The sequence below is a fragment of the Mucilaginibacter ginkgonis genome (assembly GCF_009754905.2).
Taxonomy (GTDB): domain Bacteria; phylum Bacteroidota; class Bacteroidia; order Sphingobacteriales; family Sphingobacteriaceae; genus Mucilaginibacter; species Mucilaginibacter ginkgonis.
The window spans coordinates 84,606-103,237 of sequence record NZ_CP066775.1; the positions used below are offsets into that span (position 1 = coordinate 84,606).

An 18,632-nucleotide genomic window follows, 5' to 3' on the forward strand; every position below is an offset into this window, starting at 1 on the left:
CCGCTGTTCGAACTACCTGACCGATAAATTCAATCGTCACTATTAGGTATAAAGTAATTTCTTGTTGACGTATTCATATTTCCAAACAATCCTCCATCGACAAGAGTTGTCATCAAATGAAGATAAAACCTTGGCAAATTGGCCTAGCGGGGGCTGGTACTGCAGCCTTAATTTTCGGCTTGTCATCTTGCGCCACTTTACCAAAAGGAGCAAAGGCCGTACGCCCGTTTTATATAGGACGTTATCTGGGTAAATGGTATGAGATAGCCCGACTGGATTTTCGTTTTGAGAAGAATCTAGACCATGTTACTGCTAATTATTCACTAAATAGGGATCAAACAATACGGGTCGATAATAAGGGCTATGATAAGGCGCAAATGAAATGGAAAGAGAGTATTGGAAAAGCAAAGTTTGTAAACGCTGAAAATGAAGGAAGATTAAAAGTGTCTTTTTTCGGCCCTTTTTATGCCGGATATAATGTAATTGCAATAAACGATGATTATAACTATGCAATGGTCGTAGGTAATAACTTAAAATATTTGTGGCTTCTGTCGAGAGATCCAACAATGCCAGCCACTTTTATCACGAAATGTTTAAAACATGCTCAAGAACTTGGCTATGACGTAAGTAAACTGGTCTGGACCAATCAGGGAAGATAAATAACCTAACACTGGAAACTCAACGCATTGTAGCCTGACCTGATCGACCAGTATCTAATATAATGACCGCTCATATTTCTGTCGCAATCTACGAGGTCAGCAAATGCCAGCGGTGCTGTTCACTTGAAGAAAGATGGTACACCTGATATGAGATATAAAGAAAACAGAACACCGGGGTTAGATAAGAACGGCCAGCTTGACAGACGCTATAAAGCAAACAAACCAGTTAATCCATAGTATCATGTTCGACGAAATCTTAAACTTAGTTAAATCCCATTTGGGTAGTAATCCTGCTGTTGCTAATAGCATTCCTGCGGATCAGGCAGACGACATTCACAATGAGGTTGCTACCCATATCAATAATGGACTACAGCAGCAAGTGAACACGCAGGACGGAATAGGTGGCATGCTTTCATCATTAGAAAATGCTGCTGCCTCCGGTGGCCCTGTTACCAATGCTATTGAGGGTGGGTTGGTTGGAAGCCTTGCCAGTAAGTTCGGCTTATCACCTGCTATAACTGGCGCTATTGCCGCTGCATTACCTGGCATACTTCAGAAGTTTGCTCACAAAGCCAACGACCCTAATGATAACAGTATAACTACTCAAGGCCTTGGAAGTGCCTTTGGATTTTAAACCACTTAAACAACGCATATGAAAAAGCTTATCTTAATGCTGATGCTAACGGTGTTTAGCTTCAGTACAGTTATCTCAACGGCATTTGCACAGCAGCATATGACCAAGTCAGGCAAGCTTGACAAACGTTACAATGAAAATAAGCACGTTAAGAAAGACGGCACCCCTGACATGCGGTATAATACCAGCAAAAAAGCTGCCGTTAAGAAGAAATCATAGTTTCAAGTAATAGTTAATTTTTGATTGAAGCCAGCCTCAGTGCTGGCTTCTTTATTGATAAGCTTCCGAGATAATCCAGATGTTGGAAAGCATTGAAGAATATCTTACAAGGTTCAGCAGGCGCTATTGCTCTCAACCTACTTCACAAACAGTAAAGCAATTTGATCACGAATCACCCATAATAGATCTTATCGGTGAGGCAGATATAACCAAAGGGATGGAAGCGTGCTAAATGCACAACCACCAAGCGGGGGAGCTTTGTACTTGACTACATTGGCTGACGATATCATCAGTAATGGGTTTTATTGTAGCTGGGTTGTTTGCTCTATACTGGTGGCGTAGTAACAGCAATGTCATAAAGGTCTTAAAAAAAGCCAGTGGTTGAATCTGGCTTTCGAGTTTATAGAGTGAATTAGGGGTGAGTGATCGTATGACTAAAAGTACAAATTTTTAAATAGTTAAGGTTAGCCTGTGAAGGCTAACCTTAACTAAAATTGATCTGACGCCCCCGAAAGACCGCAACAAAAGTACACTCCTAAAAGTGATAAAAAAACAGTTGAACAAAATGAATAAAATATTTTTATAGCGTGTTTCATAAAGTAATTGATCTGATAATCAAAGCCGAAAAATTGCAACTGAAATTATAAGATCACGATCACACTTAACGGCCATTATTTATCACTTATTAGTGCCGCTCTTTTCCTCCTCAGATTTGTACTGTGCTTTTTGAGAAAATTATAAGTAAAGGTAAAACCCATATATTGCCGATTTGTATTACTGTTGGTACCGTCAAAAAATTCGTACCCCTGTACTATAGCCAGTGCAAATATTTCAGTAAGATTGAAATTAATACTATTGCAGATCTCGGTCATCAAAGCTTGTTTCGCGCCAAATATATATCCTGCGCCTAGGCACAGACCTTCTGCAAATCTCCCTTTAGAAAAAATATTTATTGTTGGTCTTAATTCGATAAAATGTGTGGTGTCGCTTCCATTGGCGAGGGTATTCGTTTTACCCGTAGCCATACCGATGTCAAATATGCCATAGGTACGCCCAAATTCTATTGATGGCACAAACCTATTCGCAAAAGATCCTTTCGTATTTACGAAAGCCGTTGTACTCAATGTGGCATAAAAATATTGCGGCTCTTTATTTTCTTTTGTCGTGTCAGATTCTATCACCGTATCTCTGATGGCATTTAGATTTTGAGCATGAGGGATGTTATGAACGCCTGTAGTTATCTGACAATGAGCAGCAACATAAAAAAAACATAAGCCACATATTATGATAAACTTCATGTAATAATCACTTAATAAAGGTATTCTTGAAAAGTAGAATAATAAATCAACAATTTAAAGTCCCTTACTAAATAATAATGGAAGCACCAAAAACTTGGCACGATGCACATAAAGAATCATCGACATTTGGTCAACGGCTTGCAGACGCTGTTGCAAACGGAATGGGATCATGGAGGTTTATTATCATCCAAACTGTCATCGTGGGTCTATGGATGGGACTTAACGTAATCGCTTTCATTAAACATTGGGATGCTTATCCTTTCATTCTTTTAAATCTGCTTTTCTCTACTCAAGCTGCGTATGCAGCACCAATTATTATGATGGCGCAAAACAGGCAAAGCCAACGCGACCGTGCTCAGGCCGACAGTGATTATCAAACAAACGTAGAGGCTAAGAAAGAAATTGAACAATTACTCGAGCGGTTAAACTCTATTGAGATCGACAAACTGGACAAAATTATTTCCATGCTGGAAAAAATCTAAAGACCTACTAGATGCATTTAACGATTATTGAAACCGGTAACGATTTTTTTCCGAGTTTGCATAAATCATGCAGACAGATTCTATAAAATACAAGACAATTAGTTGCTAACATATTTATTAACGTAATCAAGCAATACTTGTACATCAAATGGTTTTCCAATATAGTCGTCTGCTCCGCAGTTCTTTTCATTCATCGTTTCTCTACCATGCGTCGCTGATATGATGATAATCGGAACGTGTTCTGTTAAAGGGTCACCCTTAAGTTTTTTACAAATATCACGTCCATCGGCGTCTCCAAGCATAACGTCTAATAGTATCAAATCGGGAAAATAAGTAGCAACGCTGTTCGGCACATCGGTGCCATTACTGACAGTATGCACAACAAATCCCTCCATATCTAATATCATAGACATTACATCCCGTATATCAGGATCATCGTCCACGATCAATACTATTTTGGCATTATAAAGCATCATTAATTTAGTCAAAACTTATACCACGATTAACCCCTTTTCTCAATTTGCAAATAAATGTTTCCTCGAGCCGGTACCGAAATAAGCATTGATACATTTTTAATAAAAATTAGTATATCAACCATAATAAATTTCATAAATAGCAACAAATTTCTAAATCAAAAATTATGTAATTGCACACGAGATCCATTAATCGTCATAACATGCTAAGTAAAGGGGTGCATTTGCTAAACAACCAGATATATTAATACGCCAATTATATATTCATGAAGATTCTGCAAGCACCTCGCTTTTTGGAATGTGTAAGTCATACGCGTTTATAAATAAATAACAAAAAAACTTCTGGTGTAACGTGAAAGTAGAATATAGAAGTTAGGAATGTTGTAAACAGACATTTTACAGCTTCAAACACCTTACGAGACAGTGTTTTGTCACTTTCACAGGTACATGGAAGAGGTCTGTATGAAATTTAAGCTATTGAATAATGATTGAAGGGTAATTACAAGGGTAAGTACTGTTGCTCCAACAGGAATTATAAAAAGAAGGTCAGTTTAAATGAAGGTTGGCTCGAACCTTTTCGATTAGCATATTTTCTAATTGAAGCGCCTTCGGGATTAAAACAAATTCTTCGATTGATGAATGTACATATAGATCTTTTTCTAACATACGAAGCTGACTAAGTAGCGCACGGTATGAAATAACACTTGATCGTGGGGGATGATACATCATTATGTGATTTTGAATTTTTCTAAGGTCTGTCTGTGTATCGTCGTGATCATTAACAAAGTTCGTAATCGAATAAGCATTTTTTTTCAGCAACCAGGTGTGAAAATATTTGATTGTTTTTTGTGCATTATTTAAAAGCGCAACATACGGCAATAGCTTATGGTCTTCATTATAAAAATGTGCTTCTAACTCAGTTTGATATTTTATAAAGAAAAGATCTAAGTCATTGACGAGCGGATGACCGCGTTCATAGGATTTAGCTAATAACAATATCGTCTTTTTGATATCAGGAATTGCTTTTTGCAAATAATAAATGTGAGTACGCTGTATATAATCTACGATAAGTTCAATCGGAAAGGAGATGAAATCTGAATCACGAAATTTGATTTCATCAAAGGCGTTAACAACAGCAAATATGAATTTATTATCAATCCCAGTTTCATGAAGATTTTGATAGTATACCGGAAACGATATTCCATCAGAATTTTCATACCGCTGCATAACCTGGAATAAATAATAACGGCTATCTTCCAAAATAAGTTATCTATGATCTGCGAAATATATACAGATTTGATTAAATCAAAAGCGACTTGTTAAAATTTCATGGTCTTGCCGGATACAACTGATTCGCTTTAAAACTTACAGAGTACAAAAGTATAAAGATTGTGAGTCAACTTTTATTTCCAAAAAAACTGGATAGACCGATTTCATGGTACAGAGGTTATTAAATTAGAAATCTTCTTATGTAGCACTTCAGGCAAAAACGGTTTAAGAACAAATTCATTAACGCCGGCTTCTTTAGCTTGCTGAAGTTCCGATTCTACAACTGATGAAGAATAAGAAATAATGGGAACGTTTTTCTTATTGTCAGGAAATTCATTTCTAATTATGGCGGTTGTTTCCAAGCCGTTCATTTTTGGCATATGAATATCCATTAATATCAAGTCATAGGAATATTCTCTCAGCTTATCTAAAGCCATAAAACCATCATCGGCCGTATCTACTGATATTTTCCATCCAGAAAGAATTTTTTGGGTTACAATACGATTAACAGCATTATCATCGACCACTAATATTCGTATGTTTTCAAGCGGATTAAGCTGGAATATCTGATTGAGTTCAGAATTTAATTTATTATTAGTGTTTACATACCAGTTGCTAAAAGTAAACGTAGACCCTTGCCCCAATTTGCTTTCAACTGCTATGTTACCGCCTTTAAGTTCAGCCAATTTTTTTACTATTGCTAATCCCAGCCCTGTTCCTCCGAAATTTTCTTTAACATTATTTTCAATTTGTTCGAACCTGCTAAAAATTGTACCAAGTTTCTCTTTCGGGATACCCACACCTGTATCACTTATTGCAAATGTCAAAAAACATTTATTATCCATTTTCTCAGTTAACTTTACCCCAAGCTTCACTATACCTTTTTCGGTGAATTTGATAGCGTTGTTAATGAGATTGATTAATATTTGATTTAAACGCAGGCCATCTGCTATAATCAATTTCGGCACATTTTCATCTATTTCACAAATTAACTGAAGACCTTTGCTCAATGCCATGGGCCTGGTAGACTCGCATATGTTGTCAATCAACCTGGTGATTTCGATTTCAATTCTGTTGATTTTAACATGTCCTGCATCTATCTTAGAAATTTCTAAAATATCGTTAACAATTCCTAATAGGGAGTTCGATGAATATTCAAGAAGGTTCACTAAACCTTTCTGTTCATCGTTTAATGACATATTTTTAAGTACGTACGTCAGACCCATTATCGCGTTCAATGGAGTCCGAATCTCATGACTCATTTTTGCCAGGAAATTTTCTTTTACTAACTTACTTTTATTTGAGACTTCAACCGTTTTTATCAATTCCTCCTGATAATGCTTAAGTTCCTCATTCTTTTTGTTGATTTCTCTTTGGTAGACAACGAGTTTGATCAGAGAATTAATTTTAGCTGTTATAACGTGTAAATCCAGTGGCTTAATTAAATAATCAACCGCCCCTGAAAGAAGCCCATGTACGACATCCTCGGACTTTGAAGAATACCCTGTAATAAGGACCACCATGATTTGACTGGTAGCGGGAGAATCCTGTAACAATTTAAGTAATTGCAAGCCGCTTAAATCAGGCATGTTGATGTCTATAAAAGCTATGTCGATTTTATTATTTCTACACAACGAAAGGGCATCATTGGACGAAGTCGTCGCAAAAATTGAAATATCTTCGCGTTCAAGCGCTTCCGCCAACATTTCGACATTATCTGCTTTGTCGTCTACAATGACTACATTAATCACATTCATCTGGTGAAGAATTCTATATCTTAAGTAAAATTTTCTTGCTCAATAGTACAAATAATTCTTTAAAGTTAAATTCAGTTAGCTAATAATCAAGCGATTATCATAAACATCTTATTAAGATAATATGTTATTAACAACAATTTAATGTACAGAATATCGTCAGGCTTAAAAATGCGCAATATCAATATTGCCAACTATTTCCTTAACCCGCTCATCCAGTTCTTTCGTGACTTTTTCGAGCATTAAAAGCTCTTTGTCTAAAGATTTCTTTCGGGCTTTGTAAATATCCATCAGTCCAAGTATGGTAGCCACAGGTCTGCGGAGTTCGTGCGATTGCCATAGAGCTACTTCGCGGAGAGATTTATTCTGCGCTATTATCTGCGCTTCATTTAATTTTCGTTCTGTTATATCTAAGGCATTGTAAGAAATACCTATTATTTCGCCTTCGGGATTCAGGCCGGGTTCAAAAGTAACATACCACCAAATTTCCTGGTCATTCCGATAACCCACTTTTCTTTCAAACGAGACCATTTCACCATTTAAAGCTTTTTCAAAGTCTCCGATGAAACTTTTAAGCGCCTCACCGTGTAGAACTTTTCCGACCGGAAGCCCTTGCATGAGTTCAACATCATACATTTGCCGCAAAAAATCAGCAAAATTTTTATTAAAATCGAATACCTGTAAATTTTTGTCAACTAGCAGATGCAGTGCACTTGAGGTCTCGAAAAAAGAGCGAAGTTTAATTTCTGATTCGCGACTTTTAATGAACTGTTCCTTAAGTAAATTGATACTGAATTCAAATTCTGTAATTTGAATAACACGTTTCGCTAATACCTTCAATAAGTGTTGCTGCCCTTTACTTAATGTCTTTGGCTCAGTGCCCATAACGCATATACTGCCTAACTGATGTTGGTCATGTGTTAACAAAGCGGCTCCAGCATAAAAACGTATAAAAGGCGAAGCTGTTACACAAGAGGTATTCCGGAATTTGAGGTCCTTAGTTGTGTCAGGAATAATTAATAAATTCTCCTGTGTGAGATGTTTGCAAAAAGAATCTTTTATAGCGTTTTGCTTTAAATCAGTGCCAACTTTATACAGGAAGTACTGAGTTTCCCCATCCATCAAAGTTATCAGGGCAATTGGGCAGTCTAAAAGTTCTGATGCTAATTCAGCAATTTCCTGAAGCTCATGATCTTTGTCAATATTTAAATTCAAAAAACGATGAATTTCCTGTAGCCTTTGAAGTTCGCGTTGTGGCATTTTGACAATTACTTTTATTACATATGGTACAATATCTACCTTTGTTTATATACTGATATTCATCTAACAACCTGTAAGCTGTTGTGTTTTAGACTATTGACGTATAGCTATAAATATTTTTTTATTATGTAATCGCGGAGCACTCATACCCACCAATATATATGGGTGCCTGATTGATAAAGTTTTTAGCCTATTTCGCAAAGGCTGATTTTATTAGTATTCATCTCGAGCTGGCTAAATATGTTATTTTCTTCCGGTGATAATATATGACATTAACCACTCGAATTACCTTTATAATCAAAAATACCCGATTTTAAAAGTGTATTTCAACGATCTTTTTAAACATAACTCAGGAAGTTAATTTGTAGGACAGAAGTATTTGCCTCTTCAGGATTGAAATTATTCTGTATTGACTTGTTTAGGTTTCAATACAATAGTTGGACTCATTTCCATCGTTAGCTAGAAATATACATACTGGAAAATACAAAATTATCTTACTAGATCCTTTTTAATAATCCTAAGTGATGTATCAGGAATCCAAGACTTTGATCATACCATCTCGAAAACCATTCGAGTAATATGACAGACTATAATAATTGAACCTGATTCATTGCACGAATTTTTATTTTTGAGCAATCCCGTTCTACTATTAAACTTCAGTTATATTGGCTGTAAGGTCCGTTAAAAAAGCTCTGCTAGTATGTTGTGGGTAATTGGTTTATAGATAAATTGCTTTATATATCTGTTTTGGCTCGATTTTTTTACGTCATTGGGGTCTAGTGATGACGACAACATAAATATTTTGATTGTCTTTTTTTCAGGAATGTTGAGTTTATCATACTCGCGCAGAAAGTCGAAGCCATTCATATCAGGCATACGCAAATCAAGAAAAATCACTTCCGGCATGGCAAGTCCACTTTTCAAATATGCGATCGCATCTTTAGCAGATTGTTTTACCACTATTTCTTTAGCGAAGTTACCACTTTCCAAAGTACGCCTTGTGACGAAGTTGTCAACGTAGTTATCATCAATTAGTAAACATGTCTTATACATAAGATAAAAAAAGAAAAAAGTAAGTCGCGGCTTTTCGAAAACGTACGTTATTTAAGCCAAAAAAGATTGGCTATTAATCTGTGCTTCTTACTATCAAATCAGCGATGATACAAATGATTATGACTTGTGAAAAATAGTTAAATCTAAGAACAAGCGGCACTGGTCCTTTTGATGGACAGTACGCCATTGAAAATTTTGGCGAACGGAGATAACATCGCTTTTAACCGTTCAGTTACTGCAGATTCTACCCAACGATCAATTTTTGTTGTTCCATGAATTGTAATATGCGTTTCATTATAGTAGCAAACCCATGCTGTGTTTGCTGTGTATTCAGTTGCAAAAAAATTTAGATTGTTAATTATTTATGATCTCTGGGTCGATACTGTAAATACAGCTGCCCGCATGGAACAAATAGCGAACCCGGAAAAATCAATGTATCAGAAAACACGTACAAATTAATAAAGATAATTACTCGTTTACTTACCGTGGAGAGATTCTAGCTAAAAGTAAAGAAAATTTAAAAATGTATTTTGTGGCCTGAAATACTGAAATCAATCTTTTTGGGTCATAGGTTTTTACAAACAATCATGTGTGAGACATTAATTTATCTATGTTAAGACACTTTTCCAATGGAATTTTAGATAGTTGCCGATATATAATCTTTTTATGAGAATTATTAACTTTTCAATACTGAGCTATATTGAAAAAGATTAAAAATCAAAGTGACCCTGCGCTGGCTTGCAAATTAACTCAGACTTCTCTTTTCCAGATTGAAAGCGGTGCCAAATGACCAAATCCGGGCGCTTTAAAGAAGAAGTGCGGTTTTTTTGAAATTCCCGAAGCAGTCCTCTACTTGTTAGGGACAGATGAGAACGACCTTCCTGAACACAAAAGATATCTTTATGGCAATTTATTCCCTAATCTCAAAAAAACACTGATCCATCTGTTAATAAATTGATCCGTAAAGTTTACGGCACACCTTAACTCCTGGCGAAAGTAATCAGCGGGCCGATGTCGCCACGGTCCGCTGATTTTAATGACTGGATATAACTTTTACGTAGGTCGTCATCCTTTAAAAGTGCTGAACTGCCCCAACTGTAAACAGCTTCACGGAAGATCTTTTCAATGATAATATCGGCTACCAATCGCGAATGCCTCCCGTTGCCGTTGGGAAAACAATGAATGGCAACAATGCGGTGTTTAAAGCGAATAGCAATTTCGTCAGGTTTGTAGGTCCCGTTCTCTACCCAGTATTTAACATCATCCAGTAAGTTCCTGAGCTCCGGGCCAACCTTGTAATAACTGACGCCGATATTCTTATCTGTCTTTCTAAACTTGCCTGCCCACGCCCAAACATCACCATACATTCTCTTGTGCAGTTGCAGTAGAAACGATTCGGTGAAGATCTGTTCCGCTTTCAACCTTTTGCCAAGGCTCCATTCGACTGCTTTTTGAATATTAAGCTGCTCGAACTCGTCCAGCTCACCTTTAGTAGTAATGGTACCAATGAGCAGGCCGTCTTTTTCTTCTTCACCTAAAGGGGTTTGGCCTTCAGTATATATCAGTTCGATTCCCATAAATAACGGGGCAATTCTTCTTCGATCTCTTCTGTTTTATCCTGTATTGCTTTTGCCAATCGCAATTTGGTATTCTCCTGGTCTTCCAGCTTCATCGATGCTGAGGTCCGGGAAACAATTTGTGTGGCAAGCAAAGCCGCTTTTTGATGGATGAGTGTGTTCAAGGAAGTCTCCTTAGGCACTACGGCGTATACCACTTTCATTTCCATCGCTGCAGCAGCTTCATTCAATGCATTAAGTGTAATGTTTCCGTTCGATTCGCGCGATTCTGCTGCTTTTATGTTTTGTGGTGTAGTATTCATTCGCTTTGCCAGCTGGCTAAGTGTCATGTTGAGGGTAGTCCTTATGCTAAACAACCATCCCTTATCCGGACGTACCACATGCTGAGCTTCTTTGAAAGCGCCCAACTTTTGATCGAGTTGTTCCACTGCTAAACGTTTTTTTGTACTTTTCACAGAGTAAATTTAAAGCTATAGATTTAATTATACAAATAAAATTGTAACTATAGTTTTAAAAACTAATAGTCATTTAAATCTATAGCTTTATAAAAGGCAGACAGAAATGTCTGCCTTTTAGGTTAAACTTTTAGTTTAGCCTTTTTGGACTTTTTTCCGGGCAGCTCCTCCTGTTGCTGCGGATTATTACTTTGTTTTAGATTGGCTTTTTGCGAATTATCCTGTTTGGTTCCGGAAGGAAAAAGTTCCTCACGTTTGATCTTTTTCATCTGGTGATCGAACAGGTTCACAGTTTTGAACTGCGGACTGGCAGCGATAAAGAATTTTTGCTCTTTGCCGTCTTTGGTCGCGGTAATCTGTTGCTTGTTCCCTTTTTTGAGAGATTTCAATAACTCTTCTTTGGCTTTCGGATCATTCATCTCTTTGATGCCTTTGCCGTCAAGAAATTTCTCAATATCAAAATTATGCTGTTTGATACGGGCATTGCCATTCTCGGTCAGGTCCTTCCAGTCAAGTTTGATCCAGGCATGATATTTTTCCCCCTCTTTGTTATAAAGTTGTTTAAATACAGAACGCCCGTCAAGGCCGTCCGAACGGTCCATAAGGTTAAACGCCTCCTTTGCGGTAACGCCGTGGCCCTTGGTGATAAAGAAACTCTGTTTGGTTTGCTCATCACCACGTTTCAGCATCGCTTCGTATTTATTAAAAAAATACATGCCTTCATTTTCCCCGGCTTTAAAATGCAGGGTGTAGTCTACCGGATGCTGGTTGAATTCATGTGCCGCATGCAGCGTGAATTCCGGTTTTTTCGCAGATGTCTGTTTTTCCAGTTCCGCGTTTAGCTTATCGCCAAATCCTAGATTTAGCAAGCTGTTTTTCAAAAATTCAATGTTCTGATTCATAAATTACTGATTTTTATATAATGGAAATTAGGGTCGTTACTTATTAACTGACGGGGTGAGCGGTCTGGCATCGTCAAAATCACCGTTGTCCAGTTCGATCACCAGGTTCCGGTTACCATGTCGTTCATAGATTTCTACTGAAAAAAGCTGGTCACCGCTTATCGGGAAACGGGGGAAGCCAAAAGCATAAGCACTTTCCCCATGAGGACTGATACCGGACGAAAGACTGGTCGTTTTGAATAAGGGAACAACTTCCTGTTCATGGGTGGCGACTCTTGCGACAGTTTTTTTGTCCCTGATGTAAAACCGTATGAAATCGATATCGTAGGGTAGGTTAGATTTATTTCGTACATCCAGGCGGAAATAAAGTTTGTTCCCTGCAATGCTGACCTTATTTACCCAGGCCTTAATCTTACCTTCTCTTTTATGTCCGGCAACATCACTTCGCCCTCCTGTCAGCAGCACACTGGCTAAAGCAGCATTTAAACTCGTTGCGGTTTTTCTTCTAAGATCTTGCCGTTTAGACCCGTGTATATACATCGACCTGCCGGCTCTGCCGAAAGAATAAACGACAGGCAGGTGATAAACTTCATTGTCCCGGGCGTTGTTTATGACGATAGTGGCCGGATGGGTAAGCGGTGCGACCGCCCTGATGGTCAACAGGCCTGGTTCTTTTTCATCAATGCTGACCGCCTGCTGAGGGTTACTGACCAGCCTGACAGGATGGTCGAAAAATAAGGCGGTCACTTTGTCCTGGCTGACGTACACTGTATCCTGCGCCATCGTTATCAATGACGAGAACAGGATGATGGTTAATATGATGATCGTTTTCATAAGTTGATTTTAGATATCCCTTTGGTTATTGTCTTTGAGCAGCACCTGGTAGCCTGCCTTTACGCTTACCTTGATCTGCTTTACCTTGCGGCCGAATAGACCCTTTGCCGCTTCAATTCCTGCCCCGGCAGCTTGTGCGCCCAGTCCCTGGCTCATGGACATGAGCTGTAAGCTTTGGACCGCATTTGTTGCGCCGTCCTTAGCGGCATCACGTCCTATCGAACCAGGCACATACAAGCCTTCCATTCCGTCAAGGTCATACACGGACAGGGAAACAGGCAGGATATTATTCAGGTATCTGACCGTCGAGATCTTAATAAGCAGCCGCTCGTTATTTAATGCGCAGGAACCATAGATAAAGCTGCCTTTCGGTATAAACCGGCCATTAACATAAACTCCGTTAAGCAGCCGTAATTTAACGACGGCCCCGGATACAAGGGTTTGGTCCTCGTGTACGACAGCTTCGATCGCGTTCGGCATTTGCTTTTGCGCCGGCATAGTGACCTCATCGGCGCTGCCATCATTCTCGGCATTTGCGGCCGCCATTACCGGATAGGTGCGTTGCTTGTTTTTCAGCGATGCATAGAGGATCTCATTTTCACTGCCGGGGTTCTGGATATTGCTGATCTGTTTTAATACCTGGCTGAGCTGCCGCATCTCCGGGTCGTCGCCGTTTCCTTTCATGTTACTCATCATGCGTTGCAGCCTTTCTACATCCCTGCCGCCTGATGGGTCATGCGGTGCAGGGGGGGAGTAACTACCCGGTTGAGGCTGGCTGAGCTGACGATTAATGTCGGCCAGTTTCGCATTGATCCGCTCAGATTGTTCATCAGCAGAAACCGGAGAAACGGACGTGTCCGCCTTTGGCTTCAATCCTTCGGTTGCCGTGAAGCTTTGCGCTGAAAGTGTCGTATTTGCAGCGGTATCTTTCGCCGCATTTTGGTAAGCGTTCATTTTATCTGTCTTTTCGTCATTTTTAAATTGCGCAGACGGTAGGGTTAGGTCCAATCCCTGGCGCGGCCGGTTATCTGGCGAAACTAAATGGTCGGTCCCTCCGCCTAAAGCCCAAAAGGCCATGGTAAGAAACGGGAGAGTAAGTAATGGCAGGATGAGGTAAAACCTGCGTTTTCTCAAAAATTCAGGTGGGTGTTGCGGCCTTCCGGGACCGCCAATTTGATTTTCCATAGCATTAATTTTTATGTTTACAGATGGATTTAAGTGATAGGTCATGATGGGCTGAAAGTCCGTTGGTGATATTTGTAGTAGATATATAGGCAGGATGCCGATCCGGGAAGATTATTCCTGATAGCAGGCTGATACTAACCAACAGGGTTATTAATAGCAGTACCACCTTTTGAACTGATGGATTAAGCCTGTTAAACCATTGGCTCATTTTGCCGGCAACCAACATATGTGACCTTTCGATACGGCCGGCGATCCTGATTGCCAAAAGGTCGCGTTGGGTAATAGATTTGAATAATGGTATCACTCTCATGATTTATTTGATTAAGGTGTCACGGTTTGCAATAATTTGCCAGTGCTGTATAAGGAAGCCATGTGGGTTGTGATCAGATTGCTGACCAAGGTCCCTGACCTCGCCCCTGGTAATCAACTTTCTTGTAGCAGTACTGCTGGATCTGACTAGTTTTTCCGTAGCAAAACAGGTAAACGTGTATGGGAACTGGTTACCTCCCAGCTGCGTACTGTCCACAGTGATTTGCTGGGAGATATTTGCTGAGATCAGGTTATTGAAGTAACCTGATTCTTTTAAATTGTCATACTGGTGCTTAGCCGACTCGTCAGCCAGGTATAATGCTTTGGTGATACCTTTTTGAATGGCATCATCATCCGGGGTCAGGTTGAAAAATTCCTCATGAAAGGTTTTAATATGATCCCTTAACTCTACGGGGAGGTTGACACGCCTGTCTGCTGCTATCGCTTCCAGAACCTTACCGTTATAAAGAATGTGCACTGTTTGCTGAGCATTACGTAATGCCTGGTTATTCAGGTAGATGACAAAGCAGGTGATAAATACATTCGCTGTGATGAGCACCAGACTAAACCGTTTGATGTGACTGAATGCGGTTTCGATATTTTTAAGATGTGTGAACATAATAAGGCTGTTTTAATGATTAGTTTTTTTATCGCCGCTGAGCCGGCCGGCCTGATATTGTTTTGGGGATGCTGTTTCGGGTTTGCCCGTGCTTTTATAGCCTTCCATAAAATTGGAAGGTGCCTGCATCAGGTTGCCTGCACCTGCTGTTGCGCGCGCACCGGCAGCGGAGCTTCCGCTGATCACAGAACTGGTAGACTGGCTTACCAGAGCGTTTACTTTTTGAAGCAGGCCATTTCCACCACCTGCGGTAACGATATAATTCGCTACGCCCGGGACTGTGAAGTAGCCGATAATGCCGATGATCAGAAAGATCAGGTAAGCCGTATCAGTAGAGCTGAAAAAGGTATCCCCGGTAGATTGAACCTGGGAAATATCCAGCTTTAACATGTTTTCCTGGATCTTACCTATGATGGCCCCGAAAAGGTTGCCGACCGGAAGCCATAAAAAGACGTTGATATATTTAGCCAGCCATGCAGTTAACGTATGCTGAAAGCCGTCAAAGACAGCCAGTCCGAAAACGATAGGCCCGAGAATTGCAAGCACGATAAGGTAGAACGTCCGGATCGTGTTGATGCACAAAGCTGCAGCTTCGTATATCACCTGTAACACTTCTGACATCCATTCCTTTATAGTGTTCCGGAACTTATAGCCCGCTTTATCCATCGCAAATTTCATATCATTGCCGATGCTGGCCATGACCCCCTCATCCGAGGGGCTGCTGTCCGGATGCGTATATTTATACCATTTATCCCTGTCGCCATCTCCATCATCACCAACATACATCTGCCAGGTGCCTGTTTTCTTAACGGCATCTTCTTTAGCCTGAAGCAGCCTGGTAATGGCGGCATCCGAGTTTTGCACCATAACGGCGGTGGCGGATACAGCCGGCTGCATTACCCCGTTGATGACTGCTATCACCGTTGGAAAAAGAAGTATGGCCAGCCCAAGTGCAAAAGGCCGCATTAAAGGATAAAAATCCACGGGCTCTGCACTGGCAATCTGCCGCCAGACCCTGGCACCGATATACCATAAGGCACCGAAACCCGCGATCGCCCTCCCGGTGCCGATCAGTTGGCTACACATCGGGATCATCTCTTTGTACACCCCGTCAAGCGTTGCCTGTAACCCGTGGATGTCACCCGCTAATCCCGCAGCATGGGAAAAATTGGGCATAAGCATGGCCGTCACTGCTGTCAAAGCAGTTTTGCAAATTTTTATTATCATAAAATTTAGCTTTAGTTTACGATACCGTACAGTTTTTTGAGTTTCAGAATTTCTGATTGCTCCTTCGCACGCTGGATGGAAAGAATTTGCCCCTGCCGGGTAAAATGCCGTAGAAACTGAAGTTTATCTGCACTGCTGTTATAGATGCGGTCTACTGCTTTCAACCGTTCGGCATCAGACATCCTGAGCTTGCCTGCCGCGATAACTGTTGCCAGTTCATCAACATTTTCCATCGTTTCACTGACCAGTTTTTCATAGACCGTCCCCATATAATTCAATTCACCCGGGCTGAACGTATTGCTGGTCCGGAACAAATGGTCAGAGGCTTTATATTCACGTAACAGGGATGACTGCATACTGACGATATCGGCAATCCGGGAATAATTCCTAACCGAAGGGCTTACATTTAACAGGCCGCTGAGATAGGTATCGTGGAGGTCAAAATTGCCTTTGGACAAATTAGAGATAGCTCCGTATCCTTGTTCGTAGATATAGTAGCCTTTTTGCATATCTGAAAGGATACTTTTGAGCTGAGTCAGCTTCTCCATGTTCAAGAGTAACTGTTGTAATTCCTGTTCCTGGGCTGCGCTTCTACCGGGTATCATAAACAAGGCAAAGCTGGTTGCCAGCAGCATAAAGATCTTTGAATACTTTTTCATAAGCTGCGCGTTAACGGTTATATAGATTCTTGATTTTCAAATTATCAATCTTTTCACTCTCCCGCGCTTTGATCAGGGCCATGACCTGGGCGGTGAACGATATTGAAAAGCGATAGTTACTTTTTAATGCACCAACGATTTGACTGTTTCGCATTACCCGGTCATGATCAGATAAGTAAACCGCGCCACTGTTAATGCGCTGGTATAGCAGCAGGTTTTCTTCGCAATCGGCTAGTACACGCGTGCCGACGGAACTTATATATTTTCGCTCTTCATTATTTGAATAGTCCAGCCTGCCCAGCGCCGAAAAGTTGCGGTTAATCCCTTCTGCCAGTTCCATTAGCTGGCGGTTTACCGCCTGATCTGCAAGAGAAGGTTTAACAACTGTTAAGGAACGAAAATAATCCTGGTGAAGATTAAACTCCGAATGCACAGAACCGCTGATGGAACCAAGCCCCTTTTGCGCGATGTAATAACCATTACGCAGGTAGCCTGAATAGACCTGTAAAGCAGCGATCTGATCCAGCAAATATTTTTTTTGCGTTTTTTTCTGGTTGAACCATTCCGCAAAAGTTTGTGCATCTGCATAAGCAGCCATGCCTGAAAATATTGCCGTGATGAACGCGTACCTGCATAGCCTGCGTGAGCATAATGCCAAATAGCGGGCCCGGTCTTGGATTTGATCAGTTGATTCCATAAAGCATTTTCAAAGTTTGATTGTCGCCTGCAGCACGTTTCCGCTGTATGTTCAGGGACAGATTTTGTTGGGTGAAACGCCTGAGATCATTGTAATTTTCATCTAACCGGTCACCGGCCTGGTTGATAAGCTCCAGGCGCTCTTCATCGCTCATCTGTGTTTTGTGGTTACTGATCACCAGTAGAACCTGGTCCAGGTTTTTCATGCTTGCTTCCAGCATTCCCGAATAGACCTGCTGTATGCGGGTAAGTTCTGTCCCGCTGAAGGAACTGTTGCCCCTGATCGCTACCCACCCCCGCTGATAATCCCTGACCATTAGGACTTGTTTTGAGGTCAGCTCCTTCACCCGTTGATAATAACTTATAGCTGATTTGATTTGCCAGAGTTCTCCGTAGTAATTGCTGTAAAGCTGCCGCTGTTGTTCTGTCCATCCAGATATCTCACTCAACTTCAATTTTGCCAGTTGATTTTCCAACACTTTCTGCGCGTTTTGCAGCCAGATCGTTTTGTTCTGCATACGCTGCACGCGGAGGTCGATGGCCTTGATGACTTTAGTAACTGTCGCCCTGATCACTTCTGCAATGATCAGTTGCGCGTTCGCGGATTCTACAGATACAGAGACCAGCACAATGGCAAGGCTCACGGGAAGGGTTATTCTTAAAATTTTCATGATTTCTCCTTTTAAATTGATTTTATGATACATCGATTTTCCGAAACGAAACCCGCTGCCGTCTTTATTAAACCGCATCGATTTGGCATCTATGCGGTCTAACAGTAAAGACTGCTCAGGTTCATAAATCCCTGTCCATGACCGCTCCATATATTTTTGATGCCGGTCAGTCGGGTTGCTGGTCCTATGGTACCAGATATGCAGGTTAACCAAATATGTCTTAGACCTTGCATTGAGTTCCCGGATCGATAAGGGTGTCAACGGTTTGGAAATATTCATTTTTGGTTTGCGTCACATAAGAACCTGCAATAGAGCTTTCAGCATTATGGCATGCTGCTGCGATCATGCAGATGTGGATTAATACCAATGCGGCTTTGATATTTTTCATAATTAGGAA

Annotated in this window: 23 protein-coding genes; 5 read left to right on the forward strand and 18 right to left on the reverse strand. The window is 40.5% G+C overall.

Annotated features, from left to right (window positions below; all coding sequences use genetic code 11):
* Positions 1-116: 116 nt before the first annotated feature.
* From GO620_RS00405 to GO620_RS00415, 3 genes are all read left to right on the forward strand, one after another.
* Entirely contained in the window at positions 117-659 is a 543-nt protein-coding gene (locus tag GO620_RS00405) for a lipocalin family protein (protein WP_157523349.1), read from the forward strand.
* Between the two features lie 241 nt (positions 660-900).
* A complete protein-coding gene (locus GO620_RS00410) occupies positions 901-1,293 on the forward strand; it encodes a DUF937 domain-containing protein (protein ID WP_157523348.1) in 393 nt (130 codons plus the stop codon).
* Between the two features lie 18 nt (positions 1,294-1,311).
* The gene (locus GO620_RS00415) at positions 1,312-1,512 is read left to right on the forward strand and encodes a hypothetical protein (RefSeq protein ID WP_157523347.1); all 201 of its coding nucleotides are present in this window, start codon (positions 1,312-1,314) and stop codon (positions 1,510-1,512) included.
* A 671-nt stretch (positions 1,513-2,183) separates the two neighbouring features.
* Here the strand turns inward: GO620_RS00415 and GO620_RS00420 are convergent.
* Positions 2,184-2,810 (reverse strand): hypothetical protein, encoded by a 627-nt coding sequence (locus GO620_RS00420; RefSeq protein WP_157523346.1) that lies wholly within the window; start codon positions 2,808-2,810, stop codon positions 2,184-2,186.
* 77 nt (positions 2,811-2,887) lie between these two features.
* Here GO620_RS00420 and GO620_RS00425 point away from each other — a divergent pair, with 77 nt between their 5' ends.
* Positions 2,888-3,292: a DUF1003 domain-containing protein gene (locus GO620_RS00425; protein WP_157523345.1), complete on the forward strand. Its 405-nt coding sequence runs from the start codon at positions 2,888-2,890 to the stop codon at positions 3,290-3,292.
* A gap of 98 nt (positions 3,293-3,390) precedes the next feature.
* On the opposite strand, the gene GO620_RS00430 is transcribed toward GO620_RS00425, so the two are convergent.
* The 5 genes from GO620_RS00430 to GO620_RS00450 form a co-directional block, all read right to left on the reverse strand.
* On the reverse strand, positions 3,391-3,768 hold the full coding sequence (locus GO620_RS00430; RefSeq protein WP_157523344.1) for a response regulator transcription factor: 378 nt from the start codon (positions 3,766-3,768) through the stop codon (positions 3,391-3,393).
* 543 nt (positions 3,769-4,311) lie between these two features.
* Positions 4,312-5,025, reverse strand: coding sequence for a hypothetical protein (locus GO620_RS00435; protein ID WP_157523343.1), 714 nt, complete (start codon positions 5,023-5,025; stop codon positions 4,312-4,314).
* Positions 5,026-5,198: 173 nt separating this feature from the next.
* Positions 5,199-6,791, reverse strand: a complete 1,593-nt coding sequence (locus GO620_RS00440; RefSeq protein ID WP_157523342.1) for a response regulator — start codon at positions 6,789-6,791, stop codon at positions 5,199-5,201.
* Between the two features lie 162 nt (positions 6,792-6,953).
* The gene (locus tag GO620_RS00445) at positions 6,954-8,048 is read right to left on the reverse strand and encodes a PAS domain S-box protein (protein ID WP_157523341.1); all 1,095 of its coding nucleotides are present in this window, start codon (positions 8,046-8,048) and stop codon (positions 6,954-6,956) included.
* A gap of 681 nt (positions 8,049-8,729) precedes the next feature.
* Positions 8,730-9,101: a response regulator gene (locus GO620_RS00450; protein ID WP_157523340.1), complete on the reverse strand. Its 372-nt coding sequence runs from the start codon at positions 9,099-9,101 to the stop codon at positions 8,730-8,732.
* Positions 9,102-9,425: 324 nt separating this feature from the next.
* Between GO620_RS00450 and GO620_RS17400 the strand changes: the two genes are divergently transcribed.
* The gene (locus GO620_RS17400) at positions 9,426-9,560 is read left to right on the forward strand and encodes an adenylate/guanylate cyclase domain-containing protein (RefSeq protein ID WP_394368565.1); all 135 of its coding nucleotides are present in this window, start codon (positions 9,426-9,428) and stop codon (positions 9,558-9,560) included.
* A gap of 521 nt (positions 9,561-10,081) precedes the next feature.
* Here the strand turns inward: GO620_RS17400 and GO620_RS00455 are convergent.
* The 12 genes from GO620_RS00455 to GO620_RS00510 form a co-directional block, all read right to left on the reverse strand.
* Complete coding sequence (locus GO620_RS00455; RefSeq protein WP_157523338.1) at positions 10,082-10,678, reverse strand: mobile mystery protein B; 597 nt, start codon at positions 10,676-10,678, stop codon at positions 10,082-10,084.
* Positions 10,663-11,133, reverse strand: coding sequence for a mobile mystery protein A (locus tag GO620_RS00460; RefSeq protein WP_157523337.1), 471 nt, complete (start codon positions 11,131-11,133; stop codon positions 10,663-10,665). Before GO620_RS00460 ends, GO620_RS00455 begins: the two co-directional genes overlap by 16 nt.
* Before the next feature lie 122 nt (positions 11,134-11,255).
* Positions 11,256-12,035, reverse strand: a complete 780-nt coding sequence (locus tag GO620_RS00465; RefSeq protein WP_157523336.1) for a hypothetical protein — start codon at positions 12,033-12,035, stop codon at positions 11,256-11,258.
* A gap of 36 nt (positions 12,036-12,071) precedes the next feature.
* Complete coding sequence (locus tag GO620_RS00470; protein ID WP_157523335.1) at positions 12,072-12,869, reverse strand: DUF4138 domain-containing protein; 798 nt, start codon at positions 12,867-12,869, stop codon at positions 12,072-12,074.
* Positions 12,870-12,878: 9 nt separating this feature from the next.
* Positions 12,879-14,054, reverse strand: a complete 1,176-nt coding sequence (traM, locus tag GO620_RS00475) for a conjugative transposon protein TraM (protein WP_198173494.1) — start codon at positions 14,052-14,054, stop codon at positions 12,879-12,881.
* A 4-nt stretch (positions 14,055-14,058) separates the two neighbouring features.
* Positions 14,059-14,364, reverse strand: coding sequence for a hypothetical protein (locus GO620_RS00480; RefSeq protein ID WP_157523333.1), 306 nt, complete (start codon positions 14,362-14,364; stop codon positions 14,059-14,061).
* Positions 14,365-14,367: 3 nt separating this feature from the next.
* A complete protein-coding gene (gene traK / locus GO620_RS00485; protein WP_157523332.1) occupies positions 14,368-14,982 on the reverse strand; it encodes a conjugative transposon protein TraK in 615 nt (204 codons plus the stop codon).
* 12 nt (positions 14,983-14,994) lie between these two features.
* Complete coding sequence (gene traJ, locus GO620_RS00490) at positions 14,995-16,209, reverse strand: conjugative transposon protein TraJ (protein ID WP_157523331.1); 1,215 nt, start codon at positions 16,207-16,209, stop codon at positions 14,995-14,997.
* A gap of 11 nt (positions 16,210-16,220) precedes the next feature.
* Complete coding sequence (locus GO620_RS00495; protein WP_157523330.1) at positions 16,221-16,868, reverse strand: TerB family tellurite resistance protein; 648 nt, start codon at positions 16,866-16,868, stop codon at positions 16,221-16,223.
* 10 nt (positions 16,869-16,878) lie between these two features.
* Positions 16,879-17,565, reverse strand: a complete 687-nt coding sequence (locus GO620_RS00500) for a hypothetical protein (protein ID WP_157523329.1) — start codon at positions 17,563-17,565, stop codon at positions 16,879-16,881.
* A complete protein-coding gene (locus GO620_RS00505) occupies positions 17,552-18,235 on the reverse strand; it encodes a conjugal transfer protein TraI (protein WP_157523328.1) in 684 nt (227 codons plus the stop codon). Before GO620_RS00505 ends, GO620_RS00500 begins: the two co-directional genes overlap by 14 nt.
* 220 nt (positions 18,236-18,455) lie before the next feature.
* Positions 18,456-18,623: a hypothetical protein gene (locus GO620_RS00510; RefSeq protein ID WP_157523327.1), complete on the reverse strand. Its 168-nt coding sequence runs from the start codon at positions 18,621-18,623 to the stop codon at positions 18,456-18,458.
* Positions 18,624-18,632: the final 9 nt, after the last annotated feature.

Bases quoted from the DNA above. Each gene is read 5' to 3' on its own strand.
- GO620_RS00425 (WP_157523345.1), top strand. From the start codon at position 2,888: ATGGAAGCACCAAAAACTTGGCACGATGCACATAAAGAATCATCGACA.
- GO620_RS00455 (WP_157523338.1), bottom strand. From the start codon at position 10,678: ATGGGAATCGAACTGATATATACTGAAGGCCAAACCCCTTTAGGTGAA.
- GO620_RS00495 (WP_157523330.1), bottom strand. From the start codon at position 16,868: ATGAAAAAGTATTCAAAGATCTTTATGCTGCTGGCAACCAGCTTTGCC.
- GO620_RS00505 (WP_157523328.1), bottom strand. From the start codon at position 18,235: ATGAAAATTTTAAGAATAACCCTTCCCGTGAGCCTTGCCATTGTGCTG.
- traJ (WP_157523331.1), bottom strand. From the start codon at position 16,209: ATGATAATAAAAATTTGCAAAACTGCTTTGACAGCAGTGACGGCCATG.
- GO620_RS00405 (WP_157523349.1), top strand. From the start codon at position 117: ATGAAGATAAAACCTTGGCAAATTGGCCTAGCGGGGGCTGGTACTGCA.
- GO620_RS00440 (WP_157523342.1), bottom strand. From the start codon at position 6,791: ATGAATGTGATTAATGTAGTCATTGTAGACGACAAAGCAGATAATGTC.
- GO620_RS00445 (WP_157523341.1), bottom strand. From the start codon at position 8,048: ATGCCACAACGCGAACTTCAAAGGCTACAGGAAATTCATCGTTTTTTG.
- GO620_RS00410 (WP_157523348.1), top strand. From the start codon at position 901: ATGTTCGACGAAATCTTAAACTTAGTTAAATCCCATTTGGGTAGTAAT.
- traK (WP_157523332.1), bottom strand. From the start codon at position 14,982: ATGTTCACACATCTTAAAAATATCGAAACCGCATTCAGTCACATCAAA.
- GO620_RS00415 (WP_157523347.1), top strand. From the start codon at position 1,312: ATGAAAAAGCTTATCTTAATGCTGATGCTAACGGTGTTTAGCTTCAGT.
- GO620_RS00510 (WP_157523327.1), bottom strand. From the start codon at position 18,623: ATGAAAAATATCAAAGCCGCATTGGTATTAATCCACATCTGCATGATC.
- GO620_RS00480 (WP_157523333.1), bottom strand. From the start codon at position 14,364: ATGAGAGTGATACCATTATTCAAATCTATTACCCAACGCGACCTTTTG.
- GO620_RS00465 (WP_157523336.1), bottom strand. From the start codon at position 12,035: ATGAATCAGAACATTGAATTTTTGAAAAACAGCTTGCTAAATCTAGGA.
- GO620_RS00500 (WP_157523329.1), bottom strand. From the start codon at position 17,565: ATGGAATCAACTGATCAAATCCAAGACCGGGCCCGCTATTTGGCATTA.
- GO620_RS00450 (WP_157523340.1), bottom strand. From the start codon at position 9,101: ATGTATAAGACATGTTTACTAATTGATGATAACTACGTTGACAACTTC.
- GO620_RS00470 (WP_157523335.1), bottom strand. From the start codon at position 12,869: ATGAAAACGATCATCATATTAACCATCATCCTGTTCTCGTCATTGATA.
- GO620_RS00430 (WP_157523344.1), bottom strand. From the start codon at position 3,768: ATGATGCTTTATAATGCCAAAATAGTATTGATCGTGGACGATGATCCT.
- GO620_RS00420 (WP_157523346.1), bottom strand. From the start codon at position 2,810: ATGAAGTTTATCATAATATGTGGCTTATGTTTTTTTTATGTTGCTGCT.
- traM (WP_198173494.1), bottom strand. From the start codon at position 14,054: ATGGAAAATCAAATTGGCGGTCCCGGAAGGCCGCAACACCCACCTGAA.